A 17899-nucleotide genomic window follows, 5' to 3' on the forward strand; every position below is an offset into this window, starting at 1 on the left:
GGCTGGGGGGCCGGCGGCGCAGTCTCCGCTCTTGGGGGGGAGAGCGGAAGGCTCATTTGCGACCCCGGGTGGGGGGTGGAGGGCCGCATCGAGACCCGGGCATTGGGGGGTGTGGGCCCGGGCGAGACATTCAGATAGGCGCCCCGGGAGGCGAAAAAAGGGGCGCCTCACGATTTTCCCCCGGCCGCCCGCGCCCGGCGTTTTTTCGGGTTGTCGTCCACCCCCGCGGGGCCCGGACTATGGTGCGAAAGCCCCGACGGATCGCCGTCGCTGGACAGCAGCACCGCGATCCACCGCCCGCTCGGGAACTGCGCCAGGATGACCATGAACATCACCGTCAGCGGCGTGGAGAGGAACATGCCCGGCACGCCCCAGATCGCGCCCCAGAAGGCCAGGGACAGCAGCACCACCACCGGATCGATGTTCAGGCTGTCGCCCTGCATGCGCGGCAGGATGATATTGCCCACCACGAAGTTGATCGCCTGCAGCACGCCGATCAGCACCACGGCCGGCCAGATGGTGTCGAACTGCACCAGGGCGAACAGCGGCGGCAGCAGCACGCCCACCGCCCCGCCGATGATCGGGATGTAGCCGACGATGAAGATCAGGAAGGCGAAGAAGGCGGCGTTCTCCAGCCCCACCCCGGCCATGATCGCCCACGAGGCGGCGGCGATCATCAGGCCCGTCACGGTCTGGATCCACAGATACTGCTCCACGCCGTTGCGCACCGACTGGAAGATCTGCACCGCGTCGGCGCGGTCCTTCTGCTCGGGGAACATCGCCACGATCTTGCGCCGGAAGCCGCGCCGCGAGGCCAGGATGAAGCCGAGATAGATCAGCACGAACACCGCGTTGGAGGCGAAGCTCTGCAGCACCTTGGCCACGTCGCCGATGTAGCGGGTCGGGTTCAGTTGCCGGAACAGGTCGTCCAGCGTCGGCGTGACCGCCAGATGCAGCATTCCCGCCGTGCGGGCGATCACCGCGTTCAGGCGCGGGCCGTAGGTCGACAGCTGGCCGACGAAGGTCGAGGCGTTGTCGGCGATCACATAGGCGCTGCCGGCGAACATCAGGATCGACAGCACGATGGCTACCGGCAGGGCGGCCGCGTCGGGGATAGGGGCCTTGTCGCGCAGCACCCGCGCGAAACCATCGACCATCACCGCCAGGAACACGGCCAGGGCCAGGGGCGTGAGGATGTCGCCCAGCCAGTGCAGGGCCGCGCCCGTGACGATCGCAGCCAGGATGACCAGGGCGTTGCGCGCGGTCTTGGAGATGGAGGCGGGCGCGAGCGGGGGCTTTTCGGGGCTGGTCGTCATGAGGCTCAGGTTGGCGCGGCGCAGCATCATTTGCTAGGCCTTAGACAGCAACGCTCGGAGACGCCGAATGGACTGGTCTGCTCTTGAAGGTTCCATCCCGGTCGCCGCCCCAAGCGACGGCGCCGACGCGCCCGTCGGCCTCAGGCTCGACCGCGCCAACCGCCACGGCGTCGTCGCCGGCGCGACCGGCACCGGCAAGACCGTCACCCTGCAGATTCTCGCCGAGGGCTTCAGCCGCGCGGGCGTTCCGGTGTTCGCCGCCGACGTGAAGGGCGACCTTTCGGGCATCAGCCAGGCCGGCGCGCCCAATGAGAAGATGCTGGCCCGCGCCCAGGGCATGGGCATCACCCTGGCCCCCGCCGCCATGCCGACCGTCTTCTGGGATCTGTTCGGCCAGAAGGGCCACCCGATCCGCGCCACCGCCTCGGAGATGGGGCCGCTGCTGCTGTCGCGCCTGCTGGAGTTGAACGAGGTGCAGGAAGGCGTGCTCAACGTCACTTTTCGCGTCGCCGACGAGCAGGGTCTCCTGCTGCTGGACCTCAAGGACCTGCAGTCGATGCTGAAGTACGTGGCCGACCACGCCGCCGAGATCGGCGCCCAGTACGGCAACGTCTCGCCCGCCACGGTGGGAACCATCCAGCGCAAGCTGCTGACCCTGGAGAACCAGGGCGCGACCCATTTCTTCGGCGAGCCCGCCCTGCAGCTCACCGACCTGATGCGCACCGACGCGGCGGGCCGCGGCTACGTCAGCATCCTGACCGCCGACCAGCTGATCCAGAGCCCGCGCCTCTACGCCACCTTCCTCCTGTGGCTGATGTCGGAGCTGTTCGAGGTGCTGCCCGAGGTGGGCGATCCCGACAAGCCCAGGCTGGTGTTCTTCTTCGACGAAGCCCACCTGCTGTTCAACGACGCCCCCAAGCCGCTGCTGGAGAAGGTCGAGCAGGTCGTGCGCCTGATCCGCTCCAAGGGCGTCGGCATCTATTTCGTCACCCAGAACCCGGCCGATATCCCCGACGGCGTGCTGGCCCAACTCGGCAACCGCATCCAGCACGCCCTGCGCGCCTACACCCCCGCCGACCAGAAGGGCCTGCGCGCCGCCTCGCAGTCATTCCGCGCCAACCCGGCCTTCGACACCGCCGAGACCATCCAGGCCCTGGGGGTCGGCGAGGCCCTGGTCTCCTGCCTCGACGAGAAGGGCGCGCCGTGCGTCGTGCAGCGCACCATGATCCGCCCGCCGGACAGCCGCATGGGCCCGGCCCTGCCGCCCGAGCGCGCCGCGACCATGGCCGCCAGCCCGGTGCGCGGAACCTACGACCAGATGCAGGACCGCGAGAGCGCCTTCGAACGCCTGGAAGCCGCCGCCCGCCAGAGCGCCGCCGCCGCCCAGGCCGAAGCGCAGCAGGAAGAAGCCGCCCGCCAGCCGCGCTACGACCCGAGCCCCTGGGGCACGACCCCCGCGCCCCGAACCCGCGCTCCGGCCCCCAAGGCCGCTCCGCGCGCCCGCGCCAGCAACCGCCAGTCGATGGGCGAAGCCCTCGCCAAGTCCGTCCTCCGCAGCGTCGGCAGCTCCATCGGCCGCGAGATCATGCGGGGCGTGTTGGGAAGTCTGCGAAAGCGGTAGGACGCCCGCGAACTCAAACGCGGTTCTGGAATCGTGAGCCGGGGTCAGGCCGCCCCGCCCTTCAGCGCGTCGATCATCGCGGCCGCCAGGTCGTCGGTGCGGAACGGCTTGCGCAGGATCGCCCAGGGCAGGTCGGCCGGCGCGCCGTCGACGCGTTCGCCCGCATAGCCGGTGGTCAGCAGGATCGCCAATCCCGGGTCTAGCTCCCGGCCCATCCGGGCGACATCGACGCCGCTGACGCCGCCGGGCATGACCACGTCGGAGATCAGCAGCTCGAAGCGCTCGCCGGCGCGCAGCCGCGCCATGGCCTCACGGCCGTCGACGGCGGTCGTCACCTGGCAGCCGAATTCGGCCAGGGCCGCCTCGCCGACCTCGCGCACCGCCGCGTCGTCCTCGACCAGCAGCACGCGGCGCCCGGCCAGGGACGAAATGTCGACGACGGCGGCGGCTGCCGGGGCCTCGGCCTCGCTCAGATCGGCGCGCGGCAGGTAGAGGCTGACTGTCGTGCCCTCGCCCACCGTGCTGTCCACGGTCACCGCCCCGCCGCACTGGCGCACGAAGCCGTAGACCTGGGCGAGGCCGAGCCCGGTGCCCTTGCCGATCTCCTTGGTGGTGAAGAAGGGTTCGAACACCCGCGCCAGCACATGCGGCGGCATGCCGGCGCCGGTATCGGCCACCGAGACACATAACCAGTCGCCCGGCGCGGCGTCGGCCACCTCGCCCTCGGCCAGGGTGCGGCGATCCACCTTCAGGGTGATGGCCCCGCCCGACGGCGTGGCGTCGGCGGCGTTGACCACCAGGTTGAGCACCGCGCTTTCGAACTGAGCCGCATCGACCCGAGCCCCGCCGACGTCGATCGGCGCGATCACCTTCAGGTCCACCGCCTCGTCGACCGCCCGTCGCATCAAGGGCTCGGAGCTGCGCAGCAGGCCGGCGAGATCGACAGTCTGCAGCCTCAGCTCCTGGCTGCGGGCGAAGGCCAGCAGCTGGCGGGTCAGCCGCTCGCCTCGCCGCCCGGCCTCCAGGGCCGCCTGGCCGTAGCGCGTCACCCGCGCGGTATCGCCCGGCTTGCGCAGGATCATGTCGAGGCCGCCGATAACCACGGTCAGCAGGTTGTTGAAGTCATGGGCGACCCCGCCCGTCAGCCGGCCAACCGTCTCCAGCCGCTGGGCCTGGGCCAGGGCCGCCTCGGTGCGGGCGCGGTCCTCCAGGCTTTGCTCCAGTTCGCGGCTGCGGGCCTCGAAGCGGGCTTCCAGATCGCGGCGGGCTTCGACCAGTTCGGAGATGTCGATGCAGACGCCGAACCAGCGCTGGATGGCGCCGGCCTCGTCGCGGATCGGCTGACCGCGCACCTTGAACCAGCGCAGGGCGCCGTCATGACGTCTCAAGCGGTATTCGGTGTCATAGGCGCGGTCTTCCTCGACGGCGCGGCGCCAGGCGGCGGCCGCCGACGCGCGATCGTCGGGATGCAGGGCGTCGAGCCAGCCGGCGCCGAAATGCTCAGCCTCCGGCACGCCGGTGTAGGCGCTCCACTGCGGACTGAAATAGTCCACCTGCCCGGCGGCGTCGGTCGACCAGCTCAGCTGGGGCGTCATTTCGGCGAGGGCCCGGAACTGGGCTTCCGACCGGCGAAGCGCCTCCGCGGCGGCCCGCTCGCCGGTTACGTCGCGGAAGGTGGCGGCCACCCCCTCGCCAAGGCGAACGGCGGTGGATCGCAGTAGGGATTCCACGCCGTCCTGGCGCCAGCGGAGCTCCAGATCGTCCGGATGATCGGCCGCGAGCACGCTCTTCATCCTGGCGACCATCATGGCGCCGGCGGCGTCGGGAAACATCTCCAGCACCCGCCGCCCCACGAGCGTCGAGACGCCCTTCGGCCGCATCCTCTCGGCTGCGGGATTGGCGTAGCTCCAGCGGAAGTCGACGATCTCGCCGCGACGCTTCACCGGATCGAGAATGACGAAGGCGTCGAGCGCGCTGTCCTGCGCGCTGCGGAAGCGCTCCTCGGCTTGAAAGCCGCGCCGGACGGCGACGCGCATGCCCTCGATAATCACGATCAGGACCGCGCTGACGATGAGATAAAGCGCGAAGTTGCTCACCTGCGGGTCGGTCATCCGCAGGAAGCCGCTCGACCCGCCCCAGAAGCCGAGGCCGATCGCCGCTCCCAGACCCATGGCGAAGAGGCCCGGCCCGACGCCGCCTATGGCCGTCGCCAGCAGGATGGCCGGGAAGAAGGGCGCATAGACGCCGGGCGAGACCAGGAAAAGATTCAGCAGCCCGCGCAGGGCCACCCCGATGCCGACGCAGAGCGTGGCGGCGGCATAGGCGACCAGCGGCTTATGATCGGCGGTGGCGAACCTTACGGCGACGCGCCCCAGCATCCGAACCCGACGCCCCCTTGCAAGCTGGGAGGACTGTAGGCGCGACCTCGGCGCCGCGTCCAGCAGCGTCGCCGGTGCGGGGTCGAGCCGCCTTGTGAGCCAAGCGAGGACGGCGGGTCGCCAGCGACCGAGGCCCGAGAAGCGAATGAAATTACGACCCGCGCGGCGCCAAAACTGCGGCCATGCTCAGCATTACTGCGCCGGGGGTCAGGCCTTCTGCATTGCGCCGGAAGGCCGCCCGTGGTGACGGAAAGCCCGATTTTTGTCCGGAGCCTGCGCGTCCCTTGTCGTCCCCCGCACCGCCCAGTCTGACCCACCTGCAGAGACTCGAGGCCGAGAGCATCCACATCCTGCGCGAAGTCGTCGCCGAGTGTGAGAACCCGGTGATGCTTTATTCGGTCGGCAAGGACAGCGCCGTGATGCTGCACCTGGCCGTGAAGGCCTTCTGGCCCGCGCCGCCGCCCTTCCCGCTGCTGCACGTCGACACCGGCTGGAAGTTCAAGGCCATGTACGAGCACCGCGACGCCCGCGCCGCCGAACTCGGCTTCAAGCTGCTGGTCCACAAGAACCCGGAAGGCGTCGCCGCCGGCGTCGGCCCCTTCACCCACGGCTCGGCCGTGCACACCGACGTGATGAAGACCCAGGGCCTGAAGCAGGCGCTGGACAAGTACGGGTTCGACGCCGCCTTCGGCGGCGCGCGCCGCGACGAGGAAAAGAGCCGCGCCAAGGAGCGCATCTTCTCGTTCCGCAACGCCCAGCACCGCTGGGATCCGAAGAGCCAGCGCCCCGAACTCTGGAAGCTTTACAACGCCCGCAAGCACAAGGGCGAAAGCATCCGGGTGTTCCCGATCTCCAACTGGACCGAGCTGGACGTCTGGCAATACATCCACCTGGAGAACATCCCGATCCCCGACCTCTATTTCGCCGCCCCGCGGCCGGTGGTGGAGCGCGGCGGCGCCCTGATCATGGTCGACGACGACCGCATGCCGCTGGAGCCGGGCGAAACCCCGCAGACGAAGACCGTGCGGTTCCGCACGCTCGGCTGCTACCCGCTGACCGGGGCGATCGAGAGCGAGGCGGCGACGCTGCCGGAAATCATTCAGGAGATGCTGCTGACCACCAGCAGCGAGCGCCAGGGGCGGGTCATCGACCACGACCAGGCCGCCTCCATGGAGAAGAAGAAGCAGGAGGGCTACTTCTGATGGCCCACCAATCCGACCTCATCGCCAGCGACATCGAGGGCTACCTCGACGCGCACCGTCGCAAGAGCCTGCTGCGCTTCATTACCTGCGGCTCGGTGGACGACGGCAAGTCGACCCTGATCGGGCGGCTGCTCTACGACTCCAAGATGATTTTCGAGGATCAGCTGGCCGCGCTGGAGGCCGACTCCAGGAAGCTCGGCACCCAGGGCCAGGAGATCGACTTCGCCCTGCTGGTTGACGGCCTGGCCGCCGAGCGCGAGCAGGGCATCACCATCGACGTGGCCTACCGGTTCTTCTCGACCGACCGCCGCAAGTTCATCGTCGCCGACACCCCCGGCCACGAGCAGTACACCCGCAACATGGTCACCGGCGCCTCGACGGCGGACCTGGCGGTGATCCTGATCGACGCCCGCAAGGGCGTGCTGACCCAGACCCGCCGCCACAGCTACCTCGTGAAGCTGCTGGGCGTGCGCAAGGCGGTGCTGGCGGTCAACAAGATGGACCTCGTCGGCTGGTCGAAGGACCGCTTCGAAGAGATCGTCGCCGACTACCGCGCCTTCGCCGACGAGATCGGCCTGACCGACGTGCTGGCCATCCCGATCAGCGGCCTGAAGGGCGACAACATCACCGCCAAGAGCGACGCCACGCCCTGGTACGCGGGTCCGTCGCTGATGGAGCACCTGGAGACGGTGGAGGTCGACGCCGACCGCCTGGCCCGTCTGCCGCTGCGCCTGCCGGTGCAGTGGGTGAACCGTCCGAACCTCGACTTCCGCGGCTTCGCCGGTCAGATCGCTCAAGGGACCGTGCGCCCCGGCGACGCCATTCGCGTGGCCCCCTCGGGCCGCACCTCGACGGTGGCCCGCATCGTCGACAAGGGCGGAGACCTTGATCTGGCCGTCGCCGGCCAGTCGGTGACCATCACCCTGGCCGACGAGATCGACTGCTCGCGCGGCGACGTCATCGCCGCCGCCGGCGACCCGCCGGAGGCCGCCGACCAGTTCGAGGCCACCCTCGTCTGGATGGCCGAGGAAGCGCTGCTGCCGGGCCGCCCCTACTGGCTTAAGATCGGGACCCGCCTCGTCTCGGCCCAGGTGCTGGACCTGAAGTACAAGGTCAACGTCAACACCCTGGAGCACCTGGCGACCACGACCCTGGAGCTCAACGAGATCGCCGTCGCCACGGTGAGCCTCGACCAGACGGTGGCCTTCGAGCCCTACGAGACCAATCCGGATCTCGGCGGCTTCATCCTCATCGACCGGATCTCCAACGCCACGGTCGGCGCCGGGATGATCCGCTTCGCCCTGCGCCGCTCGCACAACATCCACTGGCAGGCCCTGGACGTCAGCAAGGAGAGCCGCGCGGCTCAGAAGGGCCAGAAGCCGGCCGTGCTGTGGTTCACCGGCCTTTCGGGCGCCGGCAAGTCGACCATCGCCAACATCGTCGAGAAGCGGCTGCAGGCCGAGGGCCGCCACACCTACCTGCTCGACGGCGACAATGTGCGCCACGGGCTGAACCGCGACCTCGGCTTCACCGACGCCGACCGGGTGGAAAACATCCGCCGCGTCGCCGAGGTGTCCCGGCTGATGGCCGACGCCGGCCTGATCGTGCTGGTGTCGTTCATCTCGCCGTTCCGCGCCGAGCGCGACATGGCCCGGCGGATGATGGGCGAAGGCGAGTTCTTCGAGGTGTTCGTCGACACGCCCCTGGCCGTGGCCGAGCAGCGCGACGTCAAGGGTCTCTACAAGAAGGCCCGGGCCGGCGAGCTGAAGAACTTCACCGGCATCGACAGCCCTTACGAGGCGCCGGAGGCCCCCGAGATTCATCTCGACGGCGCCGGTGGTCCCGAGGCGGCGGCCGAGGCCATCCTTGAGAAGCTGAAGGCCGGCGGGGTAATCGGGCGCTGAGTTAGACGCCGCGTTTCGGCTTCGTGACATCGCGTTTCGGCGCCCCCGGCGGCCGTGACAGGCCGCCGGGGCTCGGCTAGCCGGGCCGGATGTCGCGCGCTCTTCTCCTGGCCGCCGCCGGCCTCTGCCTTGCCTTCGCCACCCCCGCCCTGGCGGACGACCACGACCGCCAGGCCTGGGGCAACGTCACCTACCAGGGTCCCGTCAAAGGCCGCCTGATGCTGTGGGCCGAGGCGCAGGGGCGGTTTGGCGACAACGCCCGCCGGTTGACCCAGTCGATCCTGCGTCCGGGCGTCGGCTGGCAGGCGACGCCGCGCCTATCGCTGTGGGCGGGCTACGGGCGGATCACCAACCAAAACCCCGGCAAGGACCAGGCGGAGGACCGCCTCTGGCAGCAGGCGCTGTGGAACGTCGGCAAGCTCGGCGACGCGGCGATCACCAGCCGCTCGCGCCTGGAGCAGCGCCGGGTCGACGGCGGCGACGATACGGGCTGGCGGGTGCGACAGTTCTTCAAATACGACCGGCCGTTCAATGCCGGAGCCCCACCCGGCGGCGCTGCCCCGTCGCTGGTGCTGACCAGCGAGACCTTTATCGCCCTCGGCGATGCCGACTGGGGCGCCCGCTCGGGCTTCGACCAGATCCGCAACTTCGCCGGCGTCGGCTTCAGTGTGGCCCCGAAGGCGCGCTTCGAGGTCGGCTACCTGAACCAGTACATCGACCGTCCGGGCGACGACGACCGGATGAACCACATCGCTTCGGTCAGCTTGTTCGGCCGGTTCTGAGGCTCAGCCCAGCCGCGCGGCGAAGAAGTCCGCCAGCCGCCGCCGACACTCGGCGGCCATGGCCTCGTCCCGCCGCATGGGAAAGGTGACGCCCGGCTGGTCGAAGGCGTGGGTGGCGGCGGCGAGCCAGGTCTCCACCTCGTGGCCGAGCGCGGCCAGCGAGCGATAGGCGCGGGCCTGCTGGGCGGGCGAGGCGAGGTGGTCCTGCTCGGCGGCGATCACCAGGGCCGGGGCGCCGCGCCGCCAGGCCGCCCGCGTCGCGCCGGGGCCGACATAGGCGTAGACGAAGCCGAGCGCCCGCACGCCGGACAGCAGGTCCTCCGCCTCGAGCGCGAGGTCGCGGGCCATCAGTTCGTTGATCGACCAGGCGCCGTGGCTCCAGCCGGCGAGGCCCAGCCGCGTCGCATCGACGTCCGGCCGCTGGGAGACGCCCCAGATCGCCGCCAGCACATCGCACGCGCGGGTCGAGCCACGAAAGGCGAGGCCCGTGCAGACGGTCGCCAGGGCGTAGGTTCGGCTCCATCCGCGCGGGGCGTAGCTGTCGACCACGAAGGCGCGCAGGCCACGGTCGGCCAGGTCCCGCGCATAGTCGAAAAGATGCTCCTGCACCCCGCCGCAGCCATGGAACAGCAGCACGGCGGGACGCGGCGCGTCGTCGCGCGGCCCGATGGCGACGACATGCGGCGCCAGCTTCGCCCAGTCGGCCCCGATCCCCTCGATCAAGCCGTCACCCGTTGGCGACGCCGTTGGCCTCGGTGGGCTTGGTCTCGAACTTCTCGATGCGCCACAGCCGCTGCTCGGGGGTCGCGCCGTCGACATTGTTGCTGCGGCGGAGGGTGGCCGAGCCGAGCTCATTGACCGTCTCGCCGGTCTTCAGGCGGCCGTAGATCAGCACCGGCACCTGGATGAACAGCGAGCCGGCGGCGCCCTCGATGCGGCCCGGCGAGCCGACCTGCATGTCGTACTGGTAGTACTTGCCGAACCCCTGGGTGAACTGAACCACCGTCTGCGACGGGTTGCGCAGCAGGGCGTAGGCGGCGGCGTAGTCCTTCTGGCCGATGTGCGCGGCGTAGGTCTGCACCACGTCGGCGGCGCCCTGCTCGCTCTCGGGCGTGAACGGCGCTTCGCTGATCGGCGTGCGGTCATCCGGGAAGCCGCCCGGCGCGCCGGGAGCCGGCGGCTCGACCGGCGGATAGTTCGGCGCCGGCTCGGCCGCCGTCGGTTGCTGCGGCGGCGGCGCGGCGGGCTTCTGGTCGCCGCAGGCCGCGAGGCCCAAGGCCAGGGCGGAGACGGCGAGGATCGGCAGGGTGCGTTTCATGCCCTGCACAATGCCCCGCAAAGGGCGCCCGTTCCTAGGGGCGTCGGCCCGGCTTGTGATGCGATCGTATTATTTATACGATGTATAATATGAGCGACCCCGCCCCCCAGGCCACCGGCCACGTCTTCATCGCCGCCAGCCTCGACGGCTTCATCGCGCGCCGTGACGGCGACATCGAGTGGCTGGTCTCGTTTCCGGGCGCACAGGGCGAGGACCACGGCTATGAGGCCTTCATCGCCGATATCGACGGCCTGATCATGGGGCGCGGGACCTATGAGAAGATGCTGGCCGTGGAGCCCTGGTACTACACCCGCCCCGTGGTGGTGTTGTCGCGCCGGCTGACGGGAACGGAGCCGCCGGAGCGCCTGAGGGGCAAGGTGGTCTTTCGTGACGAGACGCCTGAGGAAGCCATGGCGCACGTGGCGGCCGAGGGCTGGCGGCGGGCCTATGTCGATGGCGGCCAGGTGATCCAGGCGTTCCTGCGGGCGGGCCTGATCGAGGACCTCGTCGTGACTCAGGTCCCCATCCTGCTCGGAGACGGCCTGCCGCTGTTCGGGCGCACCGACGGCGACATCCGCCTGACGCACCAGGGCGTGCGCGGCTTCGCCTCCGGCCTGGTGCAATCGCGCTTCACGGTCGATCGTTGAGCCGCGCGGGTCGTCCGAAGGGCGCCGAGGCCAGGCTTGATCGGGAAGCTGTCGAGACCGCCGCCCTGGCGTTGCTCGACCAAGGGCAGGCCGCCTTCAGCATGCGGGCGCTGGCCGCCGCCCTGTCGGTCACGCCCATGGCGATCTATCACCACGTCGGCGGCCGCGAGGCCCTGATCGGCGCCCTGGCCGACCGCGTTCTGGCGAACGTGGCGGCCGGCGAGGGTTCGTCCCGCGAGCGTGTCGCCGGGCTGATGCATGCCTATTGCCGGGCGGTCGTCGCCCACCCGGCCCTGTTCATGATGCTGTTCGACACGCCGTCCGCCTTCGAAGGCGGACCGCGATGGTTCACGGCCGACCTCGACGGCCTGCTGGCCGAGGCCCAGGGCGCGGCCTTCACCGCCCGGGTGCGCGACATCCTGGTCGACTACACGCACGGCTACGGCTTCGCGGTGGCCGTCAACGGGACCGACCGTGAGGCGGCGCTGGCCGAATACCGCGCCGCCCTCGCCTTGTTGCTGGACGCTTTGGTTCCCGCCTAGAGCCTTTTAGGGCCAGATGGAATCATCTGGCCCGTTGAAAAAGGCTCTACTTTCTAATGTTTAGAGCGCGCCTGGGCGGGTTAACCGCGCACACTTAGCCCTGGCGCGCTCTAGTGGCGAAACACCCGCACGCCGGTGAAGGCCATGGTCAGGCCGCGCTCGTCGGCGGCGGCGATGACCTCGGCGTCGCGCATCGAGCCGCCCGGCTGGATGATCGCCCGGGCGCCCGCTTCGGCCGCCTGGATCAGGCCGTCGGCGAAGGGGAAGAAGGCTTCCGAGGCGCAGGCGCTGCCCGTCAGGTCCAGGCCGAAGTCGGCGGCGCGGATGGCGGCGATGCGGGCCGAGTCCTTGCGGTTCATCTGGCCGGCGCCGATGCCCAGCGTCTGGCCGCCCTTGCCGAAGACGATGGCGTTGGACTTGACGTGCTTGGCCACGGCGAAGGCGAACAGCATGTCCTCGACCTCCTGGTCGGTGGGCTGGCGCTTGGTCACGATCTTCAGGTCGGAGGGCAGGATGCGGGCGGCGTCGCGCGACTGCACCAGGAAGCCGCCGGCCACCGACCGGAACACCTCGCCGCCGCTCAGCGGATCGGGCAGGCCGTCGGTGAGCAGCAGGCGCAGGTTCGGCTTGGCCGCGAAGATGGCCAGGGCCTCTTCGTCGGCGCCCGGCGCGATGACCACCTCCGTGAACACCTTGACGATCTCGGCCGCCGCCTCGCCGGTCAGCGGCCGGTTGACGGCGACGATGCCGCCGAAGGCCGAGGTGGGGTCGCAAGCCAGGGCGCGGGCGTGGGCTTCCTTCAGGTCGCCGCCCAGGGCCACGCCGCAGGGGTTGGCGTGCTTGATGATGGCGCAGGTCGCCTGGCCCTCCCCGAACTCCGCGATCAGCTCGAAGGCCGCGTCGGTGTCGGCGATATTGTTGTAGCTCAGCGCCTTGCCCTGCACCTGACGGGCGTTGGCGACACCGGGGCGATTCTCGCCGGTGACGTAGAAGGCGGCCGTCTGGTGCGGATTTTCGCCGTAGCGCAGCCCCTGGCGCAGCTGGCCGGCGACAGCCTTGCGGACCGGCTGAGCGTCGCCGAGCTGGCCGGCGAACCAGGCGCTGATGGCGGCGTCATAGCCGGCGGTGCGGGCGTAGGCGCGGGCGGCGAGGCTCTGGCGCAGGGCCAGCGGCGTCGTCTTGTCGGCCTTCAGGGCGGCGATCACCTCGGCGATGTCGCCGGGCTCGGTGCAGACGCAGACATAGGCGTGGTTCTTGGCGGCCGAGCGGATCATGGCCGGGCCGCCGATGTCGATGTTCTCGACGCAAGCATCATAGCCGGCGCCCGAGGCCACGGTCGCCTCGAAGGGGTAGAGGTTCACATACAGGAGATCGATGCCGCCGATGCCGTGCTCGCTCATCGCCTGGGCGTGGGCCGGGGCGTCGCGCACCCCGAGGAGCCCGCCGTGGACGACGGGGTGCAGGGTCTTCACCCGGCCGTCCATCATCTCGGGGAAGCCGGTCAGGTCGGAGACGTCCTTCACCGGCAGGCCGGCGGCGGCGATGGCGGCGCGGGTGCCGCCGGTCGACACCAGCTCGACGCCGAGTTCGACCAGGGCGGTCGCCGCCTCGATCAGTCCGGTCTTGTCGGAAACGGACAGCAGGGCGCGGCGGACGGGCGCGGCGTCGGCGGCTTTCGGATAGTCGGGGGCGGCGGGCATTTCAGGCGGACTCCGGCAGGCGGTTTGCGAGGAGCCCAGGCGCGCGGCGTAGCTGCCTGCGCTCCCCGATGGTGACCATCTCTAGCGCCAGTTACGCAGGCGCAGGCCCTATAGGCCGGAAATCGGCCGATGTCATCGACGCAGAGGCGATTTCGGCGCTTAATGGCCGCGACATATCGGAGCCTTGGCCATGACCCTCAGCCGTCGTGACGCCCTGCTTGCCGCCGCCGGATTGCTGGCGGCCCCCTCCGCCTTCGCCGCCGATGCACGGCGACCGACCCCGGCCCAGACCGAGGGGCCCTTCTATCCCGACGTGATGCCCGCCGAGACCGATCCGGACCTCGTGCAGACCGCCCGACGACAGGCCAAGGGCGAGTTGCTCGACCTTCGCGGCCAGGTGCTCGGCCTCGACGGGCGACCGGTCGCCGGCGCCATGGTCGAGATCTGGCAATGCGACGCCAACGGCCGCTACATCGCCACGGCGGACGCCAGGCGGGGCGGCGGCGATCCCGGCTTCCAGGGTTTCGCCCGCCTGAAAGTCGGCGCGGACGGACGCTATGCTTTTCGCACCATCCGGCCGGTCGCCTACCCCGGTCGCACGCCGCACATCCATTACAAGGTCTACCGCCCGGACGGCCGGGTGCTGACCACCCAGATGCTGGTCGAGGGTGAGCCGCAGAACGAGCGCGACGGCGTGTTCCGGCGGCTGGCGCCGGCCGACCGATCGCTGGTTCTGGCCAGGCTGGATCGCGCGCCGACCGGCTGGCGCACGCAGTGGGACGTGGTCCTGGCCTAGCTTTCCGCCTGGGTCAGCTTCCAGCGGATGCGGCCGCCCTTGCCGGGGCGGGCCTGGCCGCGCAGGACGATCTGGCCGCAGGGCCGCGCCTCGCCATGATCGAAATGGACGCTGCTCTCCACCGAGACCTCGGGCGCATCGTTGCGCAGCCACCAACCGGCGCTGGTCGGGGAGGGTTTGATCAGCACGCTCTTGCCGTCGCGCGCCAGGGAGGCGCGGGCGTCCGGGTGCAGGTGGAAGCGGACGACGAAGGGGGTGTGGGCGATCTCCGCGTCCGACGCCGGTTCGAACACATCCTCGCCGCGCAGTTCGTCGGCGGCGGCGTCCAAGAACAGCTTGCGGGTATGGCGCAGGCCGGTGGCGGCGGCGAAGGCGTCGTGGGACAGCTCCAGGAACCCGCCGGCCTCGGTGTCGTGGCGTTGGGCGGCGACGCTGGCCGGGGCGCCGATCAGCACCGGGCCGAGAATGCGCGCCATCAGGCCATCGAGGGGCTCGCCCGCCGAGCCTCCGACCGGGGCGGCGGTGGAAGCGGCGTCGACGCGGCGGAAAGCCTGGGGAGTCCCACGGCCGGCGCTCCAGCCGCAACTGGTGATCAGGCGTTCCCGGCCGCAGACGACCTCCAGCGCCAGGGGCTGGGCGCAGGCCGTCACGGCGTGGGCGCCGCGGGCGGGGGCGGCGACGTCGACGATGGCCTGCAGCTCTCGCCCCGCGAGGCGCTGGTAGCCGCCCTCGGCCAGACCGCCGGGAACCGTCCGTTCGGCGTCGGCGCGCAACAGGGCCGCGGCGACGCGGCCGGCGCCGGAGGTCTCGCCGCCCTGGAAGCCGGGGAGACGGCCGTCGGCCAGGGTGAAGAAGCGGGTGGCGGCGGTCAGGCGGTCGATCGTCTGGGACAGAATCTCGGGCGCGGCCCGACCGCGCTGGGCCAGGGCGTCGTCGAGCGCCATCAGATCGAACAGCAGCTCCATGCCCGTCTCCGGGCAGCGCGAGGCGTGGACGCCGTCGGCGAGCACCGCCCTGGGCAGCAGGCGTTCGAGCCGCTTCATCGCCTCGGCGGTCAGCTTCTCCCCCGCCGTCTCGGCCAGGGCGCAACCGGCCAGGGCGGCGACCGCCGCGCGCTCGGCGGCGCGGGCCGGATCGCGGGTGATGTCCAGCAGGTGTCGGGCCTGGCGGGCGAGGTCTTCCGCCAGCTGGGCGATCTCGGCGTCGGCGGCGGAGCCCGCCAGGACGGAGGCGGCGCAGGCGAGGTTGAACACCCGCCGCTCCAGTGTCTCGCCACCCCAGGAGAAGCCGTTCCAGCGGCCGAAACCGCGCCGCCAGTCGGCCTGCAGGGCCAGGGCGCGACGCACGCCTTCATCGCCGACCGCCACGAGGTCGGGCAGCCAGCCGAAACGGTGCAGGGCGACGGCGAAGGGACGGGTCGGGCTCGGCCGGTCGAAGGGATCGCCCTCGGGGCCAAGCTCAAGGACCGCACCGCCAAGGCGAAACGTTCCGGCCAGGATCTGGCGGCCGCGCGCCGGGTCGGCGGGTCGGCTGTCGCGTGGGCGCAGGGCGAATCCCCGCGTCGCGGGCCGGGCGAGGAAAAAGCGGTGGAAAGGCGAGCCGAACCATTCCGCCTCGGCCTGGCGGGCTACCGCCTGGCCGGCGGCGCGGAGCATGAGGGGCGCCCTGGCCTCGGCCATGGCGGGGATCAGGCGTCCTTGAGGGCGCGGATGGCGGCGGCGTAGGTGGACGGACCACCGCCGAACACCGCCGTGCCGGCCACCAGGGCGTCGGCGCCGGCGTCGACGCAGGCGCGGGCGTTGGACGCGACAACTCCGCCGTCGACCTCGATCAGGGCGCCTGTGCCGGCCGCGTCGATCATGGCGCGCACGCGCTCGATCTTGCGTAGCTGGGAAGCGATGAACTTCTGACCGCCGAAGCCCGGGTTCACGCTCATGATCAGCACGAGGTCGACCAGCTCGATCACCTCTTCCACGAGGTCCGGCGGCGTGCCGGGGTTCAGCACCACGCCGGCCTGGGCGCCCAGCTCGCGGATGCGGCCCAGGGTGCGGTGCAGGTGCGGGCCGGATTCGGGGTGCACCGAGAGGATGTCGGCGCCGGCCTCGCGATAGGCCTCGAGGTAGGGATCGACCGGAGCGATCATCAGATGCACGTCGATCGGAATCTTCACGTGCGGGCGCAGCGCTTTGACCACCATCGGCCCGATGGTGATGTTGGGCACGAAGTGGCCGTCCATGACATCGACGTGCAGCCAGTCGGCGCCGGCCGCCTCCACCGCCCGCACTTCCTCGCCCAGGCGCGCGAAGTCCGCCGCCAGGATGGAGGGGGCGATGATCGGGCCGTCGTTGCTGCGTGCGAGAGTCATAAGAGTTCCTAACTCAGTCCGCCTTGCGCCGGAAGCGCGCGGCGAAGAAGCCGTCGAGGCCGCCCTCGGCGTGATGCGGCAGGATGCGCAGCGTGCCGTCGTCGCGGATGCTGGCGGCGGGCGCCCCGCCTTCGCCCGGCGTGACCGGCTCCAGCGCCATCTCGGGATGGGCGGCGAGGAAGGCGGCGACCTGGCCCTCGCCCTCTTCCGGCTCCAGCGAGCAGACGGTGTAGACGAGGCGACCGCCCGGCTTCACGCGGCTGGCGGCCGACGCCAGCAGCTTGGCCTGGGTCTGCGAGAGGGCGGCGACATCGCCCGGGCGCGCGGCCCACAGCACGTCGGGATGGCGGCGGAACGTGCCTGTGGCCGAGCACGGGGCGTCCAGCAGCACGGCGTCGAACTCACGCGCATCGTCCCAGGCGCCGGCGTCGGCGGCGATCACCTCGGCGGCCAGTCCCATGCGGGCGAGATTTTCGCCGACCCGCCTGAGCCTCGCAGCCGAGCGATCGAGGGCGGTGACCTCGGCGCCGGCGGCGGCCAGCTGCAGCGTCTTGCCGCCCGGCGCGGCGCAGAGATCGAGGGCGGTCTCGCCGGCCTTGACATGCAGCAGACGCGCGGGGATGGCGGCGGCGGCGTCCTGCACCCACCACGAACCCTCCGTGTAGTCGGGCCAGCCGGCGACGTCGCCGCGCAGGGCGCTGCGCAGGGAGCCGCCGGGCAGGACGGTCGCCTGCAGGTCGCCGGCCAGGCGGGCCGCGTCGCTGTCCGACTTCAGCGACAGGTCGGTGGGCGGCTCGGCCGGGATCAGGGCGGCGACGGCCTCGGCGGCCTCGCGGCCATAGGCGGCGGTCCAACGGGCGAACAGCCAGGGCGGCGCGAAATCGGCCGGCGCCGGGGCGGCCGGCTTGTCGCGCAGCAGGCCTCGCAGGACGGCGTTGACCAGACCCTTGAAGGCCCGCGTGTCCCGACGGCTGTCGGCCAGATCGACGCTGGTGGCCACCGCCGCATGCGGCGGCGCGCCCATGTAGAGCGCCTGCACCGCGCCGATGCGCAGGATGTGGCGCACCGCCTCCGGCGGCTCGCGGGTCAGCTTGGCGGCCAGCAGCCGGTCGACCGGGCCGAGGTGGCGCAGGGTCGCCAGGAACAGGGCGCGGGCGAAGGCGCGGTCGCGCGGGGCCAGGGATTGAAAAGCCTTGCCGCCCTGCGCTTCGTCGGCGCCGGCGCGGCGTTGCAGGGCGGCGGTCAGCAGCTCGATGGCGGCGGCGCGGGCGGGCAGTCCCTCGGACAAGGTGCTTTCAGACGACATCGCGGCGTCCTCAAGGGTTTTC

General features: G+C 71.1%; 15 protein-coding genes and 1 riboswitch. Of the genes, 7 read left to right on the top strand and 8 right to left on the bottom strand.

From position 1 onward, the window contains the following. Window positions 1-167: 167 nt before the first annotated feature. Window positions 168-1343, bottom strand: coding sequence for an AI-2E family transporter (locus ACFLIT_RS07430; protein ID WP_479910758.1), 1176 nt, complete (start codon window positions 1341-1343; stop codon window positions 168-170). 40 nt (window positions 1344-1383) lie between these two features. On the opposite strand from ACFLIT_RS07430, the gene ACFLIT_RS07435 reads away from it, so the two are divergent. After that, the gene (locus ACFLIT_RS07435; protein WP_479910573.1) at window positions 1384-2937 is read left to right on the top strand and encodes a helicase HerA-like domain-containing protein; all 1554 of its coding nucleotides are present in this window, start codon (window positions 1384-1386) and stop codon (window positions 2935-2937) included. A 44-nt stretch (window positions 2938-2981) separates the two neighbouring features. On the opposite strand, the gene ACFLIT_RS07440 is transcribed toward ACFLIT_RS07435, so the two are convergent. Then, window positions 2982-5315 carry a hybrid sensor histidine kinase/response regulator gene (locus ACFLIT_RS07440; protein WP_479910574.1) on the bottom strand — a complete coding sequence of 778 codons (2334 nt, stop codon included), beginning with the start codon at window positions 5313-5315 and terminating at the stop codon, window positions 2982-2984. A 284-nt stretch (window positions 5316-5599) separates the two neighbouring features. Here ACFLIT_RS07440 and cysD point away from each other — a divergent pair, with 284 nt between their 5' ends. The 3 genes from cysD (at window position 5600) to ACFLIT_RS07455 (ending at window position 9203) form a co-directional block, all read left to right on the top strand. Then, entirely contained in the window at window positions 5600-6517 is a 918-nt protein-coding gene (gene cysD, locus ACFLIT_RS07445; RefSeq protein ID WP_479910575.1) for a sulfate adenylyltransferase subunit CysD, read from the top strand. Beyond that, window positions 6517-8421 carry a sulfate adenylyltransferase subunit CysN gene (gene cysN, locus ACFLIT_RS07450; RefSeq protein WP_479910576.1) on the top strand — a complete coding sequence of 635 codons (1905 nt, stop codon included), beginning with the start codon at window positions 6517-6519 and terminating at the stop codon, window positions 8419-8421. Before cysD ends, cysN begins: the two co-directional genes overlap by 1 nt. Window positions 8422-8510: 89 nt before the next feature. After that, a complete protein-coding gene (locus tag ACFLIT_RS07455; protein WP_479910577.1) occupies window positions 8511-9203 on the top strand; it encodes a DUF2490 domain-containing protein in 693 nt (230 codons plus the stop codon). A 3-nt stretch (window positions 9204-9206) separates the two neighbouring features. On the opposite strand, the gene ACFLIT_RS07460 is transcribed toward ACFLIT_RS07455, so the two are convergent. Together ACFLIT_RS07460 and ACFLIT_RS07465 are read right to left on the bottom strand one after the other, a co-directional pair. After that, on the bottom strand, window positions 9207-9926 hold the full coding sequence (locus tag ACFLIT_RS07460; protein WP_479910578.1) for a dienelactone hydrolase family protein: 720 nt from the start codon (window positions 9924-9926) through the stop codon (window positions 9207-9209). A gap of 4 nt (window positions 9927-9930) precedes the next feature. Beyond that, the gene (locus tag ACFLIT_RS07465) at window positions 9931-10521 is read right to left on the bottom strand and encodes a hypothetical protein (protein ID WP_479910579.1); all 591 of its coding nucleotides are present in this window, start codon (window positions 10519-10521) and stop codon (window positions 9931-9933) included. 89 nt (window positions 10522-10610) lie between these two features. On the opposite strand from ACFLIT_RS07465, the gene ACFLIT_RS07470 reads away from it, so the two are divergent. Together ACFLIT_RS07470 and ACFLIT_RS07475 are read left to right on the top strand one after the other, a co-directional pair. Continuing rightward, a complete protein-coding gene (locus tag ACFLIT_RS07470) occupies window positions 10611-11168 on the top strand; it encodes a dihydrofolate reductase family protein (protein ID WP_479910580.1) in 558 nt (185 codons plus the stop codon). Further along, a complete protein-coding gene (locus ACFLIT_RS07475; RefSeq protein ID WP_479910581.1) occupies window positions 11165-11710 on the top strand; it encodes a TetR/AcrR family transcriptional regulator in 546 nt (181 codons plus the stop codon). Before ACFLIT_RS07470 ends, ACFLIT_RS07475 begins: the two co-directional genes overlap by 4 nt. A 110-nt stretch (window positions 11711-11820) precedes the next feature. Here the strand turns inward: ACFLIT_RS07475 and purH are convergent, their stop codons facing one another. Then, window positions 11821-13410: a bifunctional phosphoribosylaminoimidazolecarboxamide formyltransferase/IMP cyclohydrolase gene (gene purH / locus ACFLIT_RS07480; RefSeq protein ID WP_479910582.1), complete on the bottom strand. Its 1590-nt coding sequence runs from the start codon at window positions 13408-13410 to the stop codon at window positions 11821-11823. Window positions 13411-13436: 26 nt separating this feature from the next. Next, a riboswitch (ZMP/ZTP riboswitch) is annotated at window positions 13437-13515 on the bottom strand. 85 nt (window positions 13516-13600) lie between these two features. Between purH and ACFLIT_RS07485 the strand changes: the two genes are divergently transcribed. Next, window positions 13601-14206 carry a dioxygenase family protein gene (locus ACFLIT_RS07485; protein WP_479910583.1) on the top strand — a complete coding sequence of 202 codons (606 nt, stop codon included), beginning with the start codon at window positions 13601-13603 and terminating at the stop codon, window positions 14204-14206. Here ACFLIT_RS07485 and ACFLIT_RS07490 read toward each other — a convergent pair. Genes ACFLIT_RS07490 through ACFLIT_RS07500 form a run of 3 tightly spaced genes read right to left on the bottom strand, consistent with a single transcriptional unit; the run spans window position 14203 to window position 17877 of the window. Beyond that, window positions 14203-15861 (bottom strand): heparinase II/III family protein, encoded by a 1659-nt coding sequence (locus ACFLIT_RS07490; protein WP_479910584.1) that lies wholly within the window; start codon window positions 15859-15861, stop codon window positions 14203-14205. The genes ACFLIT_RS07485 and ACFLIT_RS07490 overlap by 4 nt on opposite strands. Before the next feature lie 32 nt (window positions 15862-15893). Further along, entirely contained in the window at window positions 15894-16571 is a 678-nt protein-coding gene (rpe, locus tag ACFLIT_RS07495; protein ID WP_479910585.1) for a ribulose-phosphate 3-epimerase, read from the bottom strand. A 13-nt stretch (window positions 16572-16584) separates the two neighbouring features. Beyond that, complete coding sequence (locus ACFLIT_RS07500; RefSeq protein ID WP_479910586.1) at window positions 16585-17877, bottom strand: RsmB/NOP family class I SAM-dependent RNA methyltransferase; 1293 nt, start codon at window positions 17875-17877, stop codon at window positions 16585-16587. Window positions 17878-17899 lie beyond the last annotated feature (22 nt).

This window comes from Caulobacter sp. HJHS_5 (genome assembly GCF_056683955.1).